20 protein-coding genes and 1 pseudogene are annotated in these 20012 nt (G+C 54.2%); 8 read left to right on the top strand and 13 right to left on the bottom strand.

The window, feature by feature from the left end; genetic code table 11:
* Positions 1 to 151: 151 nt before the first annotated feature.
* The 4 genes from dtnK (at position 152) to WH277_RS25850 (ending at position 3989) form a co-directional block, all read left to right on the top strand.
* Positions 152 to 1435 (top strand): D-threonate kinase, encoded by a 1284-nt coding sequence (gene dtnK, locus WH277_RS25835; RefSeq protein ID WP_133842238.1) that lies wholly within the window; start codon positions 152 to 154, stop codon positions 1433 to 1435.
* Entirely contained in the window at positions 1428 to 2408 is a 981-nt protein-coding gene (locus WH277_RS25840; protein WP_159336909.1) for a D-threonate 4-phosphate dehydrogenase, read from the top strand. The genes dtnK and WH277_RS25840 overlap by 8 nt, the downstream gene beginning before the upstream one ends.
* Positions 2409 to 2414: 6 nt before the next feature.
* Entirely contained in the window at positions 2415 to 3176 is a 762-nt protein-coding gene (locus tag WH277_RS25845; protein WP_133842236.1) for a DeoR/GlpR family DNA-binding transcription regulator, read from the top strand.
* Between the two features lie 285 nt (positions 3177 to 3461).
* Positions 3462 to 3989 (top strand): hypothetical protein, encoded by a 528-nt coding sequence (locus WH277_RS25850; protein ID WP_133842709.1) that lies wholly within the window; start codon positions 3462 to 3464, stop codon positions 3987 to 3989.
* 65 nt (positions 3990 to 4054) lie between these two features.
* Here the strand turns inward: WH277_RS25850 and speD are convergent, their stop codons facing one another.
* The 3 genes from speD to WH277_RS25865 form a co-directional block, all read right to left on the bottom strand.
* Complete coding sequence (gene speD / locus WH277_RS25855; RefSeq protein ID WP_133842235.1) at positions 4055 to 4864, bottom strand: adenosylmethionine decarboxylase; 810 nt, start codon at positions 4862 to 4864, stop codon at positions 4055 to 4057.
* Positions 4865 to 4891: 27 nt separating this feature from the next.
* Positions 4892 to 5749, bottom strand: a complete 858-nt coding sequence (speE, locus tag WH277_RS25860; protein WP_159336949.1) for a polyamine aminopropyltransferase — start codon at positions 5747 to 5749, stop codon at positions 4892 to 4894.
* Positions 5750 to 5962: 213 nt separating this feature from the next.
* On the bottom strand, positions 5963 to 6310 hold the full coding sequence (locus tag WH277_RS25865; RefSeq protein ID WP_048914955.1) for a YacC family pilotin-like protein: 348 nt from the start codon (positions 6308 to 6310) through the stop codon (positions 5963 to 5965).
* 204 nt (positions 6311 to 6514) lie between these two features.
* Between WH277_RS25865 and cueO the strand changes: the two genes are divergently transcribed.
* On the top strand, positions 6515 to 8119 hold the full coding sequence (gene cueO / locus WH277_RS25870; protein ID WP_339507351.1) for a multicopper oxidase CueO: 1605 nt from the start codon (positions 6515 to 6517) through the stop codon (positions 8117 to 8119).
* Positions 8120 to 8402: 283 nt separating this feature from the next.
* Here the strand turns inward: cueO and WH277_RS25875 are convergent.
* Positions 8403 to 9668, bottom strand: a pseudogene (locus WH277_RS25875) (cystathionine gamma-synthase family protein); the annotation flags it as partial.
* Between the two features lie 264 nt (positions 9669 to 9932).
* Here WH277_RS25875 and hpt point away from each other — a divergent pair.
* On the top strand, positions 9933 to 10469 hold the full coding sequence (gene hpt, locus WH277_RS25880; RefSeq protein WP_133842233.1) for a hypoxanthine phosphoribosyltransferase: 537 nt from the start codon (positions 9933 to 9935) through the stop codon (positions 10467 to 10469).
* Positions 10470 to 10527: 58 nt separating this feature from the next.
* Here the strand turns inward: hpt and can are convergent, their stop codons facing one another.
* Entirely contained in the window at positions 10528 to 11190 is a 663-nt protein-coding gene (gene can, locus WH277_RS25885) for a carbonate dehydratase (RefSeq protein WP_133842232.1), read from the bottom strand.
* 107 nt (positions 11191 to 11297) lie between these two features.
* On the opposite strand from can, the gene WH277_RS25890 reads away from it, so the two are divergent.
* Both WH277_RS25890 and WH277_RS25895 read left to right on the top strand, forming a co-directional pair.
* Complete coding sequence (locus WH277_RS25890) at positions 11298 to 12224, top strand: ABC transporter ATP-binding protein (protein ID WP_133842231.1); 927 nt, start codon at positions 11298 to 11300, stop codon at positions 12222 to 12224.
* Positions 12221 to 12991 (top strand): ABC transporter permease, encoded by a 771-nt coding sequence (locus tag WH277_RS25895; protein ID WP_159336910.1) that lies wholly within the window; start codon positions 12221 to 12223, stop codon positions 12989 to 12991. Before WH277_RS25890 ends, WH277_RS25895 begins: the two co-directional genes overlap by 4 nt.
* Before the next feature lie 91 nt (positions 12992 to 13082).
* On the opposite strand, the gene panD is transcribed toward WH277_RS25895, so the two are convergent.
* From panD to sfsA, 8 genes are all read right to left on the bottom strand, one after another.
* On the bottom strand, positions 13083 to 13463 hold the full coding sequence (gene panD, locus WH277_RS25900) for an aspartate 1-decarboxylase (protein ID WP_133842229.1): 381 nt from the start codon (positions 13461 to 13463) through the stop codon (positions 13083 to 13085).
* A gap of 65 nt (positions 13464 to 13528) precedes the next feature.
* On the bottom strand, positions 13529 to 14383 hold the full coding sequence (gene panC / locus WH277_RS25905; protein ID WP_339507334.1) for a pantoate--beta-alanine ligase: 855 nt from the start codon (positions 14381 to 14383) through the stop codon (positions 13529 to 13531).
* Between the two features lie 14 nt (positions 14384 to 14397).
* On the bottom strand, positions 14398 to 15192 hold the full coding sequence (gene panB, locus WH277_RS25910) for a 3-methyl-2-oxobutanoate hydroxymethyltransferase (protein ID WP_133842702.1): 795 nt from the start codon (positions 15190 to 15192) through the stop codon (positions 14398 to 14400).
* Positions 15193 to 15518: 326 nt separating this feature from the next.
* Positions 15519 to 15998, bottom strand: coding sequence for a 2-amino-4-hydroxy-6-hydroxymethyldihydropteridine diphosphokinase (folK, locus tag WH277_RS25915; RefSeq protein ID WP_133842227.1), 480 nt, complete (start codon positions 15996 to 15998; stop codon positions 15519 to 15521).
* The gene (gene pcnB, locus WH277_RS25920; protein ID WP_207105627.1) at positions 15995 to 17416 is read right to left on the bottom strand and encodes a polynucleotide adenylyltransferase PcnB; all 1422 of its coding nucleotides are present in this window, start codon (positions 17414 to 17416) and stop codon (positions 15995 to 15997) included. Before pcnB ends, folK begins: the two co-directional genes overlap by 4 nt.
* Before the next feature lie 58 nt (positions 17417 to 17474).
* Positions 17475 to 18383 carry a tRNA glutamyl-Q(34) synthetase GluQRS gene (gene gluQRS, locus WH277_RS25925; RefSeq protein WP_339507352.1) on the bottom strand — a complete coding sequence of 303 codons (909 nt, stop codon included), beginning with the start codon at positions 18381 to 18383 and terminating at the stop codon, positions 17475 to 17477.
* Positions 18384 to 18452: 69 nt separating this feature from the next.
* Positions 18453 to 18908 (bottom strand): RNA polymerase-binding protein DksA, encoded by a 456-nt coding sequence (gene dksA / locus WH277_RS25930; protein ID WP_133842225.1) that lies wholly within the window; start codon positions 18906 to 18908, stop codon positions 18453 to 18455.
* A 366-nt stretch (positions 18909 to 19274) separates the two neighbouring features.
* Positions 19275 to 19961, bottom strand: coding sequence for a DNA/RNA nuclease SfsA (sfsA, locus tag WH277_RS25935; protein ID WP_339507353.1), 687 nt, complete (start codon positions 19959 to 19961; stop codon positions 19275 to 19277).
* Positions 19962 to 20012: the final 51 nt, after the last annotated feature.

Consider the following 20012-nt stretch of genomic DNA (forward strand, 5'->3'; position numbering starts at 1 on the left):
TGGGTAATTTATAGGGCATATTGATTCTGATTAATTTGAACTTGCTCACATTTAATCAAATGTGATTGAATATAATCATATTCAGATAATGAGTGGTGTCCTGAACCTCTCTTCACAGACAGGCACCTCAATGTTCCGTACAGGAGTGGCGATGACGCAGCGTAAATGGCAAACGCCGGTACTGGTGATTGCGGATGATTTTACCGGGGCCAATGATGCGGGCAGCGGGCTGGCCAGAGCGGGAGCGCGGGTGAATGTGCTTTTTGACAGCCAGTCACCGCGTGGTGACGAGCAGGCCGACGTCTGGGTGGTTAGCACGGACAGCCGCGCGCTCTCTGCCCAGGATGCTGCAGAGCGGGTGCATCGTGCGCTGATGCACTGGTCGCCGGTTGCCCGCGAAGGCTGGCTGTTTAAGAAGATGGATTCCACTCTGCGCGGCAATCTGGGCGCAGAAACCGAAGCGGCTCTGCTGGCCAGCGGTGCATCGCTGGCGCTGGTAGTTCCGGCGGTTCCACGGCTGGGGCGCATTACCCGCGACGGCGAGTGCTTTATTCACGGCTTGCGACTGACCGAGACCGAATTTGCCAGCGACCCGAAAACGCCGGTGACAACGGCGAACATTGCCCGGCGGTTATTGGAGCAGAGCACATTGCCTTGCGGCGGCCTGACGCTGGCGCAGGTGCGCGGGCCACAGCTGCTGGCGCTGATGCAACAGGCCGCCGACAGCGCACCGTCGCTGCTGGTGGTGGATGCAGAAACCGATGATGACTTACAGCGCATTGCGCAGGCAGCGTCCCGCCTGGCACAGCGTCCGCTGCTGGTCGGTGCTGCCGGGCTGAGTGATGCTCTGACGGCGTTGCTGGTGGATCGCCACCCGTCACCGCTGCTGGCAGTGGTGGGCTCGATGAGTGACATCGCCCGTCAGCAAATTGACCGGATTCAGCAGCAGCATCCTGTGACGCTGGTGGATATCGATATTGCCGAACTGTTTTATCGCCCGCGTTGGGTATCGTTTCCCACCTGGCGCCAGACCGTGACCAATGCATTACGCGCCGGGCAGCACTGTGTGGTCCGCACCTGCCAGCATAACGGGCAGCGTGAAGCGATTGCTGCACTGTGTGAAGAACATCAGCTGAGCCGTGCTCAACTGGGTGAAGAAATTTGCCAGCTACTGGCACAGCTCACGGCTGAAGTGCTGGCAGAAGCCCAGCCTGGCGGGTTGTATCTTTCCGGCGGTGACGTGGCGATTGCCGTGGCGCGCGGGCTGGGTGCCAGTGGATTCCAGATTCAAGGCCAGATTGCGGGCTGTGTGCCCTGGGGCCGCTTATTAAATGTGACTGAACCCTTGCTGGTGATGACCAAAGCCGGTGGCTTCGGTGATGCAAACACCCTGGTCGACGTTATTCGTTTTATTGAGGAGAAATCGAGTGAGTAAAATTATTGCGATCACTATGGGCGACCCGGCGGGTATCGGTCCGGAAATCATTATCAAATCACTGGCCAGCGGTGAGCTGTCCGGGGTTCCGGCAGTGGTGGTGGGCTGTGCCAGTACCCTGCGGCGCGTGCTGAGCCTGAATATTACCCCGCAGGCAGAACTGCGCGTGCTGGATCGCGTGGCCGATGCTCACTTCGCCCCTGGTATTATCAATGTTATCGATGAACCGCTGACCGATCCGGCTGCCCTGAAGCCCGGAGTCGTGCAGTCGGAAGCGGGTGATCTGGCGTACCGCTGCGTTAAACGTGCCACGGAACTGGCGCTGGCGGGGGAAGTACAGGCGATTGCCACCGCCCCGTTAAATAAAGAAGCGCTGCACTCAGCCGGGCATCTTTATCCCGGGCATACCGAACTGCTGGCGAAGCTGACCGACAGCAAAAATTACGCGATGGTGCTGTATACCGACAAGCTGAAGGTGATCCACGTCACCACGCATATTGCGCTGCGTCAGTTCCTTGATACCCTGGGGCGTGAACGTGTTGAGACGGTGATCGGCATGGCGGATACCTTCCTCAGGCGCGTTGGTTTTGAGAACCCGCGTATTGCCGTGGCCGGGGTGAATCCGCATGCGGGTGAAAATGGCCTGTTTGGCGATGAAGAGATCACTATCGTCGGCCCATCGGTAGAGGCGATGAAAGCGCAAGGGCTGAACGTGACCGGGCCGTGCCCGCCGGATACCGTTTTCCTGCAGTGCCAGGAAGGCCAGTACGATATTGTAGTGGCGATGTATCACGATCAGGGGCACATTCCGCTCAAGCTGTTGGGCTTTTACGATGGGGTCAATATTACCGCCGGGCTGCCGTTTATCCGTACCTCGGCAGACCACGGCACGGCTTTTGATATTGCCTGGACAGGAAAAGCGAACTCTGCCAGCATGGCGATCTCTATTCAGTTAGCGATGCAGCTTGCATAAGGACATATGAAGGGACAAAGCCGCCTCGATCAGATTATGGACTATCTGAAAAGTCATAATCTGGTCACGGTCGAACAGCTGGTGGCTGCCATTGCGGCGTCACCCGCCACCATCCGACGCGACCTTATAAAACTCGATCAGGAAGGGGTGATCAGCCGTAGCCACGGTGGGGTAACCCTGAACCGCTTTATTCCCAATCAGCCCACCACGGTTGAGAAGATGCAGCGCCATCTGGCAGAGAAACGGGTTATTGCGCATACCGCGGCCAGCCTGGTGAAATCCGGTGATGCTGTGGTGCTGGATGCCGGCACCACCATGCTGGAGCTGGCACGTCAGCTGACGCATTTGCCGCTGCGGGTGATCACGGCTGATTTGCATATCGCGTTGTTTCTTTCCGAGTTTAAGCAGATTGAAGTGACGATTATCGGCGGGCGCATCGACGACTCCAGTCAGTCCTGTATTGGTGAGCACGGACGCCGTCTGCTGCGTAATATCTATCCGGATATCGCTTTTGTCAGCTGTAACTCCTGGAGCCTGGAGAAGGGCATCACGGCACCGACGGAAGAGAAAGCCGGACTGAAGCAGGACCTGCTGGCCAATGCGCGCCGCCGGGTGCTGCTGGCCGACAGCAGTAAGTACGGTTCCTGGTCGCTGTTTCAGGCGGCACCGCTTCAGCAATTGACGGATATTATTACCGACAGGCTGCTAACCGATGAATCTCAGAGTGAGCTGAGTGAGCAGGACTTTACGCTGAGGCTGGCGCTGTAACCACAAGGCTCTGAACTCACCTCCACGATTGAAAACCTTAAGCCTTCCGTCTTCAAAGTTGGGATTAATCCCAACTTTGAATATCATCACTGTGTAGTCATGCGCACCTGATAAACCTTTTTTCACTATGTTTAACTTTACCCGATGGCAATTTTTTTTGAATAGCCAGAAAAAGCTGTGTAATATTTGATGGTTCTGAATTAATTATCCCTTTTAAGGGAATGAGTTGGGATAGGGATGAACCCATTTTTTTATTCTAAAAAAAGTATTTTTTCAAAAGTGAACATGACAGTTTTGGCCATGTTTTTGGTAATGGGTCTTTGGTTCTGGTACATGATATGGGCTTCCATCCTATCACATCGAACTGTTTTGATGGAGTTTGTTCCTGAATGGATGGTGTATATCACCACTGGAGCAGTTATTGGGCTTTTTTTTGCGGGGAGAACGGTTTACAGACGCCCAGTCAATAAAACACCGAAGTATGTTCTGGAGATGTTCTTTGGTGGTTTCTGTTTTGGCTTTATCTGCGTGTTGAATATTTTCGATGTCTATATTTATTGCTTCCCTGATAATTTAATCCGTTATGAGTCAGAGTATGAGGTGGTTTTTCCTGGTCCATCGAGAGGAAAATCTGGTCATTGCGAAGCAGGACTCTGGATTAAAGATCCTCACACCAACAGATGGTTACAACTTTGTACTAATAAAAAAGAGCTAAGCTATAAACGTAGGCAAGGGATGGATCGTGTATGGGTGACGGCAAAAGTGAATCATATTGGTTCTTATATCGTTGAGTATGAATTTGTTTATCATTAAAAGCTTTTTTTGATAAAAAGCGACCCGAAGGTCGCCTTTTTGCGGATATCAATACACCCAACCAGTTACTGCGTTTTTAATCCCAACGACGGAATATTGCGGCCGTAATAAATCTCACGCATCTCTTTCCACAGTAAATCCGTAATGCGTTTATGTTCCTGTGGACTCAGATCGGCGGGTTCGGTATTGAACAGATAGTGTTTCAGATCGAACTCTTTCAACAGCATTTTGGTGTGGAAGATATTTTCCTGATACACATTCACATCCATCATGTCGTACATCGATTTCATATCATCCGACATGAAATTCTGAATAGAGTTAATCTCGTGATCGATAAAGTGTTTCACCCCGTTCACATCGCGGGTAAATCCACGTACGCGATAATCGATGGTGACAATATCGGATTCCAGCTGATGAATTAAATAGTTCAACGCTTTCAGTGGTGAAATGACACCACAGGTCGAGACTTCAATATCTGCACGGAAGGTACACAGACCGCCTTCAGGGTGGCTTTCCGGGTAGGTATGTACGCAGATATGACTTTTGTCGAGGTGCGCCACAACGGAGTTGGGCAGCGGGCCAGGATGTTCGGAGGTGTCGATGTCGCGCGGATCGATCGGCTCTTCACTGACCAGAATCGTAACGCTGGCCCCCTGGGGTTCATAATCCTGACGCGCGATATTCAGCACGTTGGCACCGATAATTGAGCAGGTCTCGCTCAGGATCTCGGTCAGGCGGTTAGCATTATACTGCTCATCAATGTATGCAATATATCCGTCACGCTCCGCATCGGTGTTTGCGTAACAGATATCGTAGATACAAAAACTCAGGCTTTTCGTCAGGTTGTTGAAGCCATGTAGTTTAAGCTTTTGCAATTTAGTTCACCCCCTTGAAATACCTGGTTAGTCGGCCAGCGCATTTAACAGATATTGCGGCAGGGCAAAGCTGCCAGTGTGGATCGCCGGATTGTAGTAACGGCAGTTCAGGCCTGCTTGTGCAAAGCGTGAGGCAATCGTCGCAGCATCGAGCTGGCGCAGCGCCGGATTATCACTGGCCCAGGCGAAGGTCATAATGCCGCCGTAGTAGGTCGGGATCGCGGCCTGGTAGAAGCTGACATCAGCGAAATAGTGGCTGAGTTTGCGATGGCTGTTCACCGCTTCATCCTGCTGCAGGAAACAGACGCCGTTTTGTGCCACGAAGATGCCATTTGGGTTCAGGCAGCGGTGGCAGCCTTCATAAAAATCGGATGTGAACAGGCTTTCTCCCGGCCCAATCGGGTCGGTGCAGTCAGAGATAATTACATCGAATTTTTCGCTGGTCTGTGTAACGAAATTCACGCCATCGTCAATCACCAGGGTAAAGCGCGGGTCGTCATAGGCGCCCTGGCTGTGGTTCGGCAGGTGTTCTTTGCAGAAGGTCACCACGCCAGCATCGATTTCAACCATCGTAATCTGTTCGATGTTTTTATGCTGGGAGACTTCACGCAGCATGGCACCGTCACCGCCGCCGATGATCAGCACTCGCTTTGCTGCGCCGTGGGCCAGCAGCGGAACGTGGGTCATCATCTCGTGATAGATAAACTCATCGCGTTCGGTGGTTTGTACCACACCGTCCAGCGCCATCACCCGGCCTAACGCCGCATTCTGGAAGATAATCAGATCCTGGTGTTCGGTCTGCTCGCGATACAGTACGTTGTCGACAGAAAAATACTGCCCGAATCCGGCATGAAGCGTTTCATACCACATTTCTTTATCGGTCATGGTGGGGGTTTTCATCCTCATATACTCTCCGTCATGCACGTTGCAGCCCGGCGGCACCCGTGTGAACACTGTGTGACGGGGGAGCAAACGTGGCCTGCGCAGGTGCAGGCTGAATCAGGGCGAATATAACAGCCGCGAAAAATGGGCCAGTATCATAGCGATTAATGACCGCAGTTGCACGGTCAAATCAGCAGCAGGAGGGCGAGAGAACGATTACTTCACGTAGGCCAGCAGGCTCAAAGAGTCACGCGCCAGAGATTTACACTTAGTATCGTTCGGTACGGCAATACCACTGAGATCGCGATAGCTGTCTTCACCTAATGCTTTCATATTAAAGCTGTTGTAATTGGTTAAATCCCAACGATTTTGCTGTGCGAAAAACACCAATGCACGGCGAATTTGCCCGTCGGGGAGATCCTGATAACCACAATCGTTTTTCAAATAAACAAATACGGCGGTTAAATCTGCCAAATCTTCTGCTTCCGATTCGCTGAGGGCGAAACTGGTGGAGGAGAAGCCAAACAGCCCTAACAGCAACAGAGCCTTGATGCTTTTCTTCATGGTTTATCTCATACGTGTGCAATAGCTTGACGTTAGCACAGTTCAGGCCGGGTGCCAGCCACTTTTAAGACAGAAAAGTCCTGAAGGGCTTATCTGCATTCTTTTAGCAGGCTTGACCTTCCCGCTGGGGCAGGGTTTATGCTGTCAGTCGCTATCGATATCTGACACAGACATCTTACACAAGGACTGAATAAGGAATGGATGATGCAACGTCGTGATTTTATCAAATTAAGCGCCGCTATCGGCGCAGCCAGTGCCTTGCCACTGTGGAGCCGTTCATTAATGGCGGCTGAACAGCGCCCGCTGTTGCCGATACCCACGTTACTGACGGCCGATGCGCGCAGTGAAATCACCCTGATTGCCCAGACCGGTAACAGCCTGTGGCGCGGTAAAAACGTGCCAAGCTGGGGCTATAATGGCAGCCTGCTTGGCCCGGCGATCCAACTGGATCGTGGCAAAGAGGTCAACATCACCGTGCATAATCGTCTGCCCGAAACGACGACGGTGCACTGGCACGGTCTGGAACTGCCGGGCAACGTCGACGGTGGGCCACAGGCGCGGATCGCGCCGAACAGCAGCCGCCGGGTGACATTCACGCCCGATCAACCGGCTGCGACCTGCTGGTTCCATCCGCATCAACATGGCCGTACCGGTTACCAGGTCGCGCAAGGACTGGCTGGGCTGGTGCTGATCAACGACCCGGAAAGCGGCAAGCTGCTGCTGCCCAAACAGTGGGGCGTTGATGACATTCCCGTGATTTTACAGGATAAGCGACTGAGTGCTGACGGCAGCCAGATCGATTACCAGTTGGATATTATGAGTGCGGCGGTGGGCTGGTTTGGCGACACGATGCTGACGAATGGGGCTATCTACCCGCAGACCGGCGTACCGCGAGGCTGGCTGCGCCTGCGTCTGCTAAATGGCTGTAATGCCCGTTCGCTCAATCTGACCACCAGCGATCAGCGCCCGATGTATGTGATTGCCAGTGATGGCGGCCTGCTGGCTGAGCCCGTGCAGGTCAGCGAGCTGCCGATGCTGCCGGGTGAACGTTATGAAGTGCTGGTAGATACCTCTGACGGTAAACCTTTCGATCTGCAAACGCTGCCGGTGCGTCAGATGGGCATGACACTGAAGCCCTTTGATCAGCCGTTGCCGGTGTTGTCGATCAACCCATTGCGGGTGTTGGCCAGCGGAACGCTACCGGACAAGCTGGTGGATATGCCCGCTGTTCCTGCGACTGACGGGCTTAAAACTCGCTGGATGCAATTAATGATGGATCCGGAACTCGACCGTCGCGGCATGATGGCGCTGATGGAAAAATACGGACATGCGTCAATGGCGGGTATGGCGATGGACGGGCACGACAGCGATAAACCGGCAAGCCCGGCGAAATCTGATATGGCTGGAATGGATCACGGCAACATGGCCGGAATGGATCATGCAAAACCGGTGAAAGGCTATGATTTCCATAACGGTAATCAGATCAACGGCGTGGCCTTTAATATGGATAAACCCTCGTTTGAGGTCGCGAAGGGCGTGTATGAGAAGTGGACCATTTCAGGTGAAGGCGATGAGATGCTGCATCCGTTCCATATTCACGGCACCCAGTTCCGTATCCTGTCGGAAAATGGCAAACCCCCTGTCGCACATCGCAGCGGCTGGAAAGACACCGTTCGTGTTGAGGGCTGGCGCAGCGAGGTGCTGGTGCGCTTTAACCATCAGGCCGATGCCGCCAATGCTTATATGGCGCACTGCCATCTGCTGGAGCATGAAGATACCGGCATGATGCTGGGCTTTACCGTGGCGTAATCACCACGGTGTGACAGACCCTTTTTTTAGATGTGTTTTTATCTAACTGATTTATATCAGTATAGGGATATGGCGATCAAAAAGGGTCTGGCATGATAAAAAGTGATAAAAGGTAATTAAGTTAACAGGTTAGCGTTGTAAGCTAACGGGTTCACTGCCGTACAGGCAGCTTAGAAAAGGCGGACCGGAAAAAGGGTCCGCCCCAACATTGGGCTGGCGCAGCGCAAAACGTTATATCTCGCGCTCTACAAACGAGAGCTTCTCTGCGCTGCGGATAACACGTTTAGCCCAGCGATAACCTGACGTCTTCAATCAAATCATCTTTATTCTCAATACCAATCGACAGACGAATGGTGGATGAGGTGATACCAAAACGGTTGCGCACATCAAGCGGTACGCCGGAGTGGGTGGTGCTGGCCGGGTGGCTGGCGAGGGATTCGGTGCCGCCCAGGCTCACCGCCAGCTTAAACAGTTGCAGACTGTTGAGGAAACGGAACGCTGCTGCCTCGCCGCCGCGAATATCAAAGGAGAAGGTCGAGCCTGCGCCGCTGCACTGAGTGGTATACACCTTGCCCTCTGGGGAGGCCGGGTCCAGGAACGGCAAATAATGGACGTGCTCCACCTGCTGATGGCTGCGCAGGAACTCAGCAACCGCCGTGGCGTTATCGTTGGCGCGTTCCATACGCAGCGCCAGCGTCTCCAGCGAGCGGCCAATCATCCAGCTGGAGTGTGGGTCCAGTTGGGTGCCAATGGCACTGCGCAGGGCTTTTACCTGGCGAATTAACGCCTTGCTGCCCATGGCGGCTCCGGCAATCAGGTCGGAGTGGCCGCCTACGTATTTGGTCAGTGAGTAGAGAGAAATATCGGCACCGTGTTCCGTCGGTCGTGAAAACACCGGGCCGAGCAGGGTGTTATCGCAGGCGATCACCGGGCGATGCTGCTGCTGGCGCTCAATATGGTCGGCTACACGCTTAATCAGCGCAATATCCACCAGGCTGTTGGTCGGGTTTGCCGGGGATTCAATCAGGATCACCGATACCCGTCCCAGCTTCATCGCTTCTTCAGCGGCGGCTTGCACCACGGCTTCGTTCACACCATCCGCAAAGCCAAGCGTCGAAACGCCCAGATTACGGAAGGTTTTACTCAGCAGCGTCTCTGTGCCGCCATACAGCGGCTGTGAATGCAGGATGGTATCGCCCGGTTTGACGAAAGCCAGCAGCGTGGTGGAGATCGCTGACATGCCGGAAGAGAACAACGCAGCGCTGTCGGTGCGTTCATAAATTGCCAGGCGGTCTTCAACTATCTCGCTGTTCGGATGGTTAAAGCGCGAGTAGACCAGCCCGTTGCCCTCGCCGGCAGGCGGTTCACGGCGGCCGGAAACATAGTCAAAGAAGTCCCGCCCCTCTTCTGCGCTGTTAAATACGAACGTGGAGGTGAGAAACACCGGCGGTTTGACCGCGCCTTCTGACAATGACGGATCATAGCCATAGTTGAGCATCTGGGTTTCAGGATGTAGCTCGCGGTTACCGATATGTGTTTTTTTCGAATGTTAAGAAGGCATGCAAACTCCGGCTATCAGGCCTGTGACTTATTATTGTTGCGCATAAGCTAGCATGTGGCAGGAGTGAGAGATAAATGAATAATCGCTCTATGGTTAAATCAAAAAGCCATATGAAATAGGGCTGTCTGAACGTATGGCAGTCTATATGTCTGTGGTGCGGGGGCGGTAAGCGACGTTGCGCAACAGTGAGGGAAAGCGACGAAGTGTGATAAACTTCACCGCTTTCCCTGAACAATCGACGAACCACTATCTATGAAACACACCGTTGAAGTGATGATCTCCGAAGCTGAGATCAAATCCCGCGTTGCCGAACTCGGCAAGCAAATCAGTGACCACTACCGTGACAGCGGCAGCGACATGGTGCTGGTGGGCCTGCTGCGTGGCTCCTTTATGTTTATGGCCGACCTGTGCCGCACGATCGATGTTTCTCACGAAGTCGACTTTATGACGGCGTCCAGCTACGGCAATGGCACCTCAAGCACGCGTGATGTGAAAATCCTGAAAGATCTGGATGAAGATATCCGTGGCAAAGACGTACTGATCGTCGAAGATATTATCGATTCAGGTAATACGTTGAGCAAAGTGCGTGAGATATTCAGCCTGCGTGGGCCAAAGTCGCTGGCGATCTGTACCCTGCTGGATAAACCGTCGCGTCGCGAAGTGGATGTGCCAGTAGAATATGTTGGCTTCGCCATCCCCGATGAGTTTGTGGTGGGCTATGGTATTGACTACGCTCAGCGCTATCGCCACCTGCCCTATGTGGGCAAAGTGGTCATGCTGGACGAATAATCCGGCAGAGCACAATCGACCAAGGCCGGATCCTCCGGCCTATAATAATATGTGCCGCTTAAGGATTAAGGTCCGGGTCATTGAGCAGGTTAGCAATGCCCTGGCGATAGCGCTGTTCCAGGGTTTCACGATTGGTTGAGCTGACGCCCAGATCGCGCAGATAACCATCCATGATGCCGTAAACCCAGCCATGAATATTGACCTTCTGCCCGCGTTTCCACGCTGACTGCATCACGGTCGAGTGACCCAGGTTATACACCTGCTCAATCACGTTGATTTCACACAGTTTGTCGAAACGCTTTTCTGGCGGCAGCTCACCCAGTAACGAACTATGCTTGTACCACAAATCGCGAATATGCAGCAGCCAGTTGTTGATCAGGCCAAGCTCTGGATTTTCAACTGCCGCTTTAACGCCGCCGCAGCCGTAGTGACCACAAATAATAATGTGTTCCACTTCCAGCACTTCAACCGCGTATTGCACGACCGAAAGACAGTTTAAGTCAGTATGGATCACCAGGTTAGCGACGTTACGGTGAACGAACAGTTCACCCGGCTCCAGCCCGGTCAGGCGCTCGGCAGGTACGCGGCTGTCTGAACAGCCAATCCAGAGAAAACGGGGGTTTTGTGCCTGAGCAAGGCGCTCAAAGAAACCGGGATCTTCCTCTTTCAGCAACCTGGACCACTGGCGGTTGTTGCTGATAAGGGTATCAATGTCTTTCATAATGGTGTCGGCCAATAACTCGAAATGCGTACAGTAATATAGGGTAATGCGGCGCAATTGAAAATGACAAACAAGAAACCACAACAAAACAGGGCACTCTTTAATCTATGACTTATGCACTGGAGCTTGAAAAGCTAACCAAAACCTACGCAGGTGGGGTTCAGGCGCTCAAAGGAATCGACCTTGCGGTAGAAGCCGGTGACTTCTATGCACTGCTGGGGCCTAACGGCGCAGGGAAGTCCACCACCATTGGCATTATCAGTTCGCTGGTCAATAAAACCGCCGGTAAGGTGCGCGTGTTTGGCTACGACCTCCAGCAGGATGTGGTTAACGCTAAGCGTCAACTGGGCCTGGTGCCGCAGGAATTCAACTTTAACCAGTTTGAAACGGTGCTACAGATTGTGGTCAGCCAGGCTGGACTGTACGGCGTGGAAAAACCGGAAGCGCAGAAACGCGCTGAAAAGTATCTCAAACAGCTGGATCTGTGGGAGAAACGCAACGAACGTGCGCGGATGCTCTCCGGTGGGATGAAGCGCCGTTTAATGATTGCCCGTGCGCTGATGCATGAGCCTAAGCTGCTGATCCTCGATGAACCCACCGCGGGTGTCGACATCGAGTTGCGTCGCTCAATGTGGACTTTCCTGCAGGAGCTGAACGCCCAGGGCACCACCATTATTCTCACCACCCACTATCTGGAAGAAGCCGAGATGCTGTGCCGCAATATCGGCATTATCCAGCGCGGTGAGCTGGTGGAAAACACCTCGATGAAAGGCCTGCTCTCTAAGCTGAAATCAGAAACCTTTATCCTCGACCTCGCGCCAAAAAGCCCGCTGCCGAAGCTGGAAGGGTTCCAGTATCGTCTGGCGGATACCTCAACGCTGGAAGTGGAAGTGCTGCGTGAGCAGGGGCTGAACAGTGTGTTCAGCCAGCTGAGTCATCAGGGGGTTCAGGTGCTCAGTATGCGCAACAAAGCCAACCGTCTTGAGGAGCTGTTTGTCGACCTGGTGAACGGTCGCAAAGGAGATAAAGCATGACACATTTGTACTGGGTGGCGCTGAAAAGCATCTGGGGCAAGGAAGTGAATCGTTTCGCGCGCATCTGGATTCAGACGCTGGTGCCGCCGGTGATCACTATGACGCTCTATTTCATTATTTTCGGCAACCTGATTGGTTCGCGCATCGGTGAAATGCACGGTTTCAGCTATATGCAGTTTATCGTGCCGGGTTTGATCATGATGGCGGTGATCACCAATGCCTATGCCAACGTGGCCTCATCCTTCTTCAGCGCCAAGTTCCAGCGCAACATTGAAGAACTGCTGGTGGCACCGGTGCCGACGCACGTGATCATTGCCGGATACGTGGGCGGCGGTGTGGCGCGCGGTATCTGTGTGGGTGTGCTGGTGACGGCGATTTCACTGTTCTTCGTGCCGTTCCAGGTGCATTCATGGCTGATGGTGGCGGTTACGCTGGTGCTGACGGCGGTGCTGTTCTCACTGGCGGGTCTGCTGAACGCCGTATTTGCCCGGACCTTCGATGATATCAGTCTGATCCCGACCTTTGTGCTGACGCCGCTGACCTATTTGGGGGGCGTGTTCTACTCGCTGACGCTGTTGCCACCGGTCTGGCAGATGGTGTCTAAGCTGAACCCGATTGTCTATATGATCAGTGGCTTCCGCTATGGTTTCCTGGGGATTAACGATGTGCCTCTGGTGTTTACGCTGGGCGTGCTGGTGGCGTTTATCGTGGTGTTCTATGCGCTGGTGTGGGTGTTAATTCAGCGGGGACGCGGGTTACGTACTTAATGTGAGATAGCGGGTTGACCGAAAAAGAGGGTCAACCCCTACAGGTCACAAAGGGGCCGATCATTTTTCCGATCGGCCCGTTAAATATCACTTACGCGACCTGAACCGGCACGGCTTTCGCCAGGCGCTTCATCTGGTTGTCGCCTTCAAAATAGGCCACTTTAGGCTGCCATTCACGCGCTTCGGCATCGGACATCTGCACGTAAGAACAGATAATCAGCAGGTCCCCTTCGCAGGCACAGCGCGCTGCCGCACCGTTCACCGAAATGATTTTTGAACCCCGTTCGGCAGCAATCGCATAGGTGGAAAAACGCTGGCCGTTGTTCACGTTATAGATATCAATCGCTTCGTATTGCAGAATGCCGGAAGCGTCGAGGAAGTCCTGGTCGATGGCGCAGGAACCTTCGTAATTCAGGTCCGCCTGAGTCACTTTGACCCGGTGAAGTTTGCCCTGCAACATAGTACGTTTCATAAAGAGTCACTCTGCAATCAATTCAAAAAAACGGTCGTCAGTATTGCCTGAGAGGGCGCGGCTGTCTACTGCGTCAGATCAACCTGTTGGTTATCAATCAAACGCGCTTTACCCAACCACGCCGCCATCAGGATGACTGCGCGCTGGCTGTCGACATTCAGCGGTCGCAGCGTATCGGCATCGACAATCGCCAGGCCGTCAGGCTGTAACCCCTGATCGCTGAGGGCGTTTTCGGCCTCTGCAATCAGTGTGTCCACATGGCGTTCACCCTGGCTCAGTTTTTCCGCAATACCGTTCATGACCTTGCTCACCACGGGCGCAATTTTGCGCTCATCGGCGGTGAGGTAACCGTTACGCGAACTGAGCGCCAGGCCATCTTTGGCGCGCACGGTTGGCACACCAACGATGTCAATATCGTAGCCCATATCCGCCACCATTTTGCGGATCAGCGCCAGTTGCTGATAATCTTTTTCGCCAAAGCACGCGAGGTCGGGCTGCACCAGATTAAACAGCTTGCTGACGATGGTGGAGACGCCACGGAAGTGACCGGGACGGCTGGCACCTTCCAGCAGCGTGGAGAGGCCGGGAACCTCAACGAAGGTCTGTTCACCCAGACCTTGCGGGTAAACGTCGCCAGGGGCAGGAGAGAACACCAGGTCAACGCCACGGCGATTCAGCTTTTCGCAATCTTCCTGCAACGTACGCGGGTAGCGTGCCAGGTCATCAGCGCGTTCGAACTGCATCGGGTTAACGAAAATCGACACCACGACGATATCGGCACTCGCGCGTGCTTCGTCGACCAGCGTCATATGCCCGTCATGCAGGTTACCCATCGTGGGAACCAGCGCGATACGCTTGCCATCCTGGCGCCAGCGCCGCACTTCACGACGCAGCAGCGGCAGGGTTTCAATAATCAGCACGGCTTACTCCTCGGTTACTGGAAACTGTGTTGGGCAGCCGGATAGCTTCCGGCTTCCACTTCTGCCACATACTGGCGCACTGCAGCGCGGATTTCTCCAGCCTCAGCGAGGAAGTTCTTGGCGAATTTGGGGATATGGCCGCCGGTGATGCCAAAGGCGTCGTGCATCACCAGGATCTGACCATCGGTAACGTTACCCGCACCAATGCCGATGGTTGGAATGGTCAGTGCTTCGGTAATACGCTGCGCCAGTGCAACCGGCACGCACTCCAGTACTACCAGTTGCATACCTGCGGCTTCCAGCGCCAGCGCATCATCCAGCAGGCGGTCAGCATCGCTGCTGGAGCGCCCCTGGACTTTGTAGCCGCCGAAAATATTGACCGACTGGGGCGTCAGACCCAGATGCCCGCAAACGGGCACTGCGCGTTCAGTCAGCTGTTTTACCGTTTCTGCCAGCCATTTCCCGCCTTCCAGTTTGACCATATTGGCCCCGGCACGCATCAGCTGCGCGGCGTTATCAAAAGTCTGTTGCGGTGTGGCGTAACTCATAAACGGCAGATCGGCGAGCAGCAGGGCATTGGCGCTGCCACGGCGCACTGCCTGAGTGTGATAGGCAATATCTGCAACCGTCACGGGCAGTGTGGAGTCATGGCCTTGTACGACCATGCCGAGCGAATCCCCGACCAGCATCACTTCAATGCCTTCATCGGCAAAGAGTTTGGCGAAACTGAAATCGTACGCGGTAATTGAGGCGAATTTACGCCCCTGTTGTTTCCACTGATGCAGGGTCGAGACAGTTGTCGGTTTCATCATTCCACCTAATAAAATCCAGTTGGGCAGTATCTTAAAGGAAGGGAAGAGGGATGTCAGCACTGTCGCGGGTGAGGCAGGTCAGCATGGTCGCGGGCGAGGCATGTCAGCACTGTCGCGGACGAGGCATGCCTCGCCCCTACGGGTAAGGGAACAGACGTGTGATTTTCCCGTAGAGGTGGGAACAGACGTGTGATTTTACCGTAGAAGTGGGAACAGACGTGCGATTTTCCCGTGGAGTGGGAACAGACGTGCGATTTTTCCGTTGGGGTGGGAACAGACGTGTGATTTTTCCGTAGGGGTCGGGCATGCCCGACCCTTATGCTTTACCAGCGCCGGATACTGCTGCTGTCGAGGGTGGCCAGAATATCCGCCAGCCGCGTGCCATCTGGCAGGCAAAGCTCTGGCGCTATCTCCAGTAACGGCAGCAGCATAAAGGCGCGGTTGTGCATATCATAATGCGGCACTGTCAGGCGCGGCGTGTTCAGCGTCTGCTCACCAAACAGCATGATATCCAGGTCGAGGGTGCGTGGCCCCCAGCGGTGTGCTTTACGTACGCGGCCCTGCTCCAGCTCAATACGCTGGGTATGGTTCAGCAGGGATTCAGCGTCAAGTCGGGTATCCAGCGCCACGGCGGCGTTGAGGAAATCAGGCTGATCCGGCGGACCGTAAGGTGGGGTGCGGTAGAGGGACGAGGTGGCAACCAACGTAGTATCGGGAATGGCCGCCAGCGCATTCAGTGCAGACTGCACCTGATGCAACGGGTCGGCCAGATTACTGCCCAGCGCCAGATAAACACGGATCATGCGTCGTTATTATGATCGCGACGTGGGCTGCCCGGTACGCGTTTACGCGGACGGCGCGTACGACGGCGTGGCACCGGATCGTCGCCCAGGGTATTGAGCATGGTTTTCTGCTGCGGTGGCGCAGAAACCTGGAACTCGCTCCACCATGTGGTCAGTCGTTGCAGCTCGTGGTTATGTTCCACTTCAGCACGCAGTGCCAGCAGGTCGTAGGCGGCACGGAACTTAGGATGCTCCATCAGCTTCCACGCACGTTTGCCGTGACGGCGTGACAGGCGGAGTTGCAGCGTCCAGATGTCACGCACCAGCGTGGTAATACGTTTTGGGATCGCCAGCGAACGACAGGCTTCATCCAGCACATCATTCATCGACAGGGCGAAGGCATCGTAATAAGCGAGGCCGCTTTCCTGAGCAATTTTCTGTGCCGCTTCCAGCTGTGGGTACCAGAAGATGGCGGCAAAGAGGAACGCCGGATTAACACGCATCTGGTTGTGGATGCGGCTGTCGGTGTTTTTGAGCACCTGAAGGATCATCCGCTCCATATTACTGTCACCCTGTTCGGTGAAGTAGCGAGTGATGATTGGGAACAACGGCTGGAACAACTGGTGTTCACGCAGTTTCAGGTAGGTATTGTGGCCGTAGCCCGCCTGCAACAGTTTAAGGGTTTCCTCAAACAGACGCGCCGGGGGAATATCATTCAGCAGCGTTGCCAGACGCGGGATAGGTTCACCTGTCTCGGCCGCGATGCTCATATCCAGTTTGGCGGCAAAACGCACTACGCGCAGCATACGCACCGGGTCTTCACGGTAGCGGGTTTCCGGGTCGCCGATCATGCGAATAATGCCTTGCTGCAGATCGCTGAGCCCACCAACGTAATCACGTACGGAGAAGTCAGCCACGCTGTAATACAGGCTGTTAATGGTCAGATCGCGGCGCTGGGCGTCATCTTCAATTGAACCAAAAATATTGTCGCGCAGCAGCATGCCGTTCTGGCCGCGCTGCGAGCTGTTGCGGTCATCGGCGACCTGTTGTTCGGCTTCGTGATGCCCACGGAAGGTGGCAACCTCGATAATTTCGGGGCCAAACATCACGTGTGCCAGACGAAAGCGACGGCCAACCAGGCGGCAGTTGCGGAACAGCTTGCGCATCTGGTCCGGCGTGGCATTGGTGGTCACATCGAAGTCTTTCGGTTTTTTACCCAGCAACAAATCGCGCACGCCGCCGCCTACCAGGTAGGCTTCATATCCGGCTTTATTCAGGCGATACAGAACCTTGAGGGCATTTTCACTGATGTCCTTGCGCGAGATGTTATGGGCGTCACGCGGAACGATGGCCATCTGGCGCACTTCCTCGACCACGGCTGGCGCCACCTCATCACGACTGAGGACTTTCCGGCAAAAATTAGCAACTCGGGTAAAAATGGGACACCTCGATAGTGACATTGAAATCTGGTCAGTAAAAACAGCGGCTAATCATAGCTCAGAGTGAGCCGTTTGAGAATGCCGAAGTCGCGGTATGCGCCAGCCTGGCATCGTTAATGGGGATTTTTTCGCAATCCCAGCCATCAACGGCCTGCTGTAATAGTGTTGTTAGCGTTAAATCGCGCCAGCCAGCGGTGACGGTCTGGCCGAGAAAACGCAATGCGTCAACCAGTGCCGGGCGTGCATCGCCTGCGGGCAATGCCGGGGCATGATTTTGCTTGGACAGTTTATTGCCGTCTTGATTAAGCACCAGCGGCAGATGTAAATGTGCGGGCGCAGTCCAGCCAGACTGTTGATACAACGTTATCTGGCGCACCGTGGGTTCAATCAGGTCTGCCCCGCGCACCACTTCAGTGATGCCCTGAAAATGGTCGTCGACCACCACCGCCAGATTGTAGGCAAAGAGCCCATCACGGCGATGAATAATAAAGTCTTCACGTGCCAGTGCAGGATCGGCCTCAACCCGCCCGCGCAGCCGATCGTTAAACGCCAGCACCGGATGGTCGACTTTTAAACGCAGCGCAGCCTGATGCGGGCCATGACCTAGCGTGCGGCAGTGGCCGTCATACAGTCCGCCTGTTTGCTGGATCCGGCTACGGGTACACGTGCAGTAATAGCCATGACCCTGCCGTTGCAGATCGTGGAGTGCTGCACGGTAAGCGTCATGGCGTTGCGACTGCCACAGCACATCGCCATCCCATTCCAGCCCGTGATCTTCCAACTGCTTCAGGATACGCGTTGCGGCGCCGGGAATTTCGCGGGGAGGGTCGATATCTTCAATACGGACACGCCAGAGGCCACGTTGCGCACGTGCCTGTAGGTAACTGCCTAAAGCAGCAATCAGTGAGCCGAAATGCAGGTCGCCAGACGGGGAGGGGGCGAAGCGCCCAATATAAGATGATGACATCATGAATAAGAGAGGCAGTGAAGCGGCAGCGGAAACCGCTCCCTGCTTCACTGCACAATCAATGCGCCGTTAACCGGCCATTTGTTTTTCGCGGATTTCCGCCAGCGTTTTGCAGTCAATGCAAAGATCAGCCGTTGGACGTGCTTCAAGGCGACGAATACCGATTTCAACACCACAGGAATCACAGTAGCCAAAATCGTCATCCAGCACTTTCTTCAGCGTCTTCTCGATCTTTTTGATCAGCTTGCGCTCACGGTCACGGTTACGCAGTTCAAGACTAAACTCTTCTTCCTGAGTTGCGCGGTCAGCGGGGTCCGGGAAGTTAGCGGCTTCATCTTGCATATGCGAAACAGTGCGGTCCACTTCATCCCGAAGCTGGTTACGCCAGGCTTCAAGAATTTTCTTGAAGTGCTCCAGCTGGGCTTTGTTCATATACTCTTCGCCCGGCTTCTCCTGGTATGGTTCCACACCAGCAATGGCGAGAATACTCAGGGACGATGTTTTACGGTTTTGCCCTTCTTGCATGTTGTTTCTCCTGGATAACACGCACTACACCCTTTGTCTTTAAGCTGCAGGTGCGTTAGCAGCCACCCTGCAACCCGAATCTTCGGGTATCGATCCCACTAAGGGGAAAAAACAGGCCGCTATAAATAACAGAAGCGGTCAAGGTTAGCAATTATTCCTGAACATCTATTGACAAGCATGTGAGGAAAAGCGTATTTAGCGCGGCTCATCTTCCTCTCTCAATCCACAGCGATGTTGGCTTCTTCTTTTTCCCCCTGCACTTAACATGATGTAAGCATTGGGAGATTCTTTCGGTTGCCCTTTTTCTGCCGTTTGAAATCGGTTGGAAATGCAGATTTGCCGTATCAAAACAAATTGCGCTAAATTTTACAACTCTACCGTCAGGGGGCTGTGCAGGTTGATCCCTTCGGGTGATAACTGCGCCTTATAACAGAGCAGTTCAACGCCACTCTGTTGTGCCTGTGCCAATAGTTCCGCGTAGCGTACATCGATATGACGCGCCGGGGAAACGTCCTCAATCCCCGAATGCAGAACGGCGAAGAACAGTACCGCACGATGGCCCGATTGCGCGATCTGCATGAGTTCGCGCAAATGCTTCTGGCCACGCTCGGTCACCGCATCCGGAAAATACCCTTTACCCTGCTGTAATAGCGTCACGGATTTGACTTCAATATAGCAGTTACTGCGATTATCCGCCTGTAACAGGAAGTCAATCCGGCTGTTTTCGCTGCCGTATTTCACTTCAGGTACGATTTTATCGTAACCGGATAACTCTGGAATCCGATCGGCGGCGAGTGCTTCACGTACCAGTCCATTAGCGCGCAGGGTATTAACACAAATCCAGTGCCCCTGCTGCGTGTGCGTCAGCTCCCAGCTGTGCGGATATTTCCGCGTCAGGCTGGCCGATGTCGAGTACCAGACCGTATCGCCCGGCGTGGCACATCCGGTCATCGCACCGGTATTGGCACAATGGATGGTCAGGGCCTCTCCTTCGGGCGTCACAATATCGGCCAGAAAGCGTTTATAACGTTTAACCAGTCGTGCTGACAGCAGTCCGGGCGTAAATTACATAGGAATTCCTTATCGTAAATTGCCCGGCAGCAG

This window comes from Erwinia sp. MYb416, from assembly GCF_037479575.1.
Lineage (GTDB): Bacteria > Pseudomonadota > Gammaproteobacteria > Enterobacterales > Enterobacteriaceae > Erwinia > Erwinia rhapontici.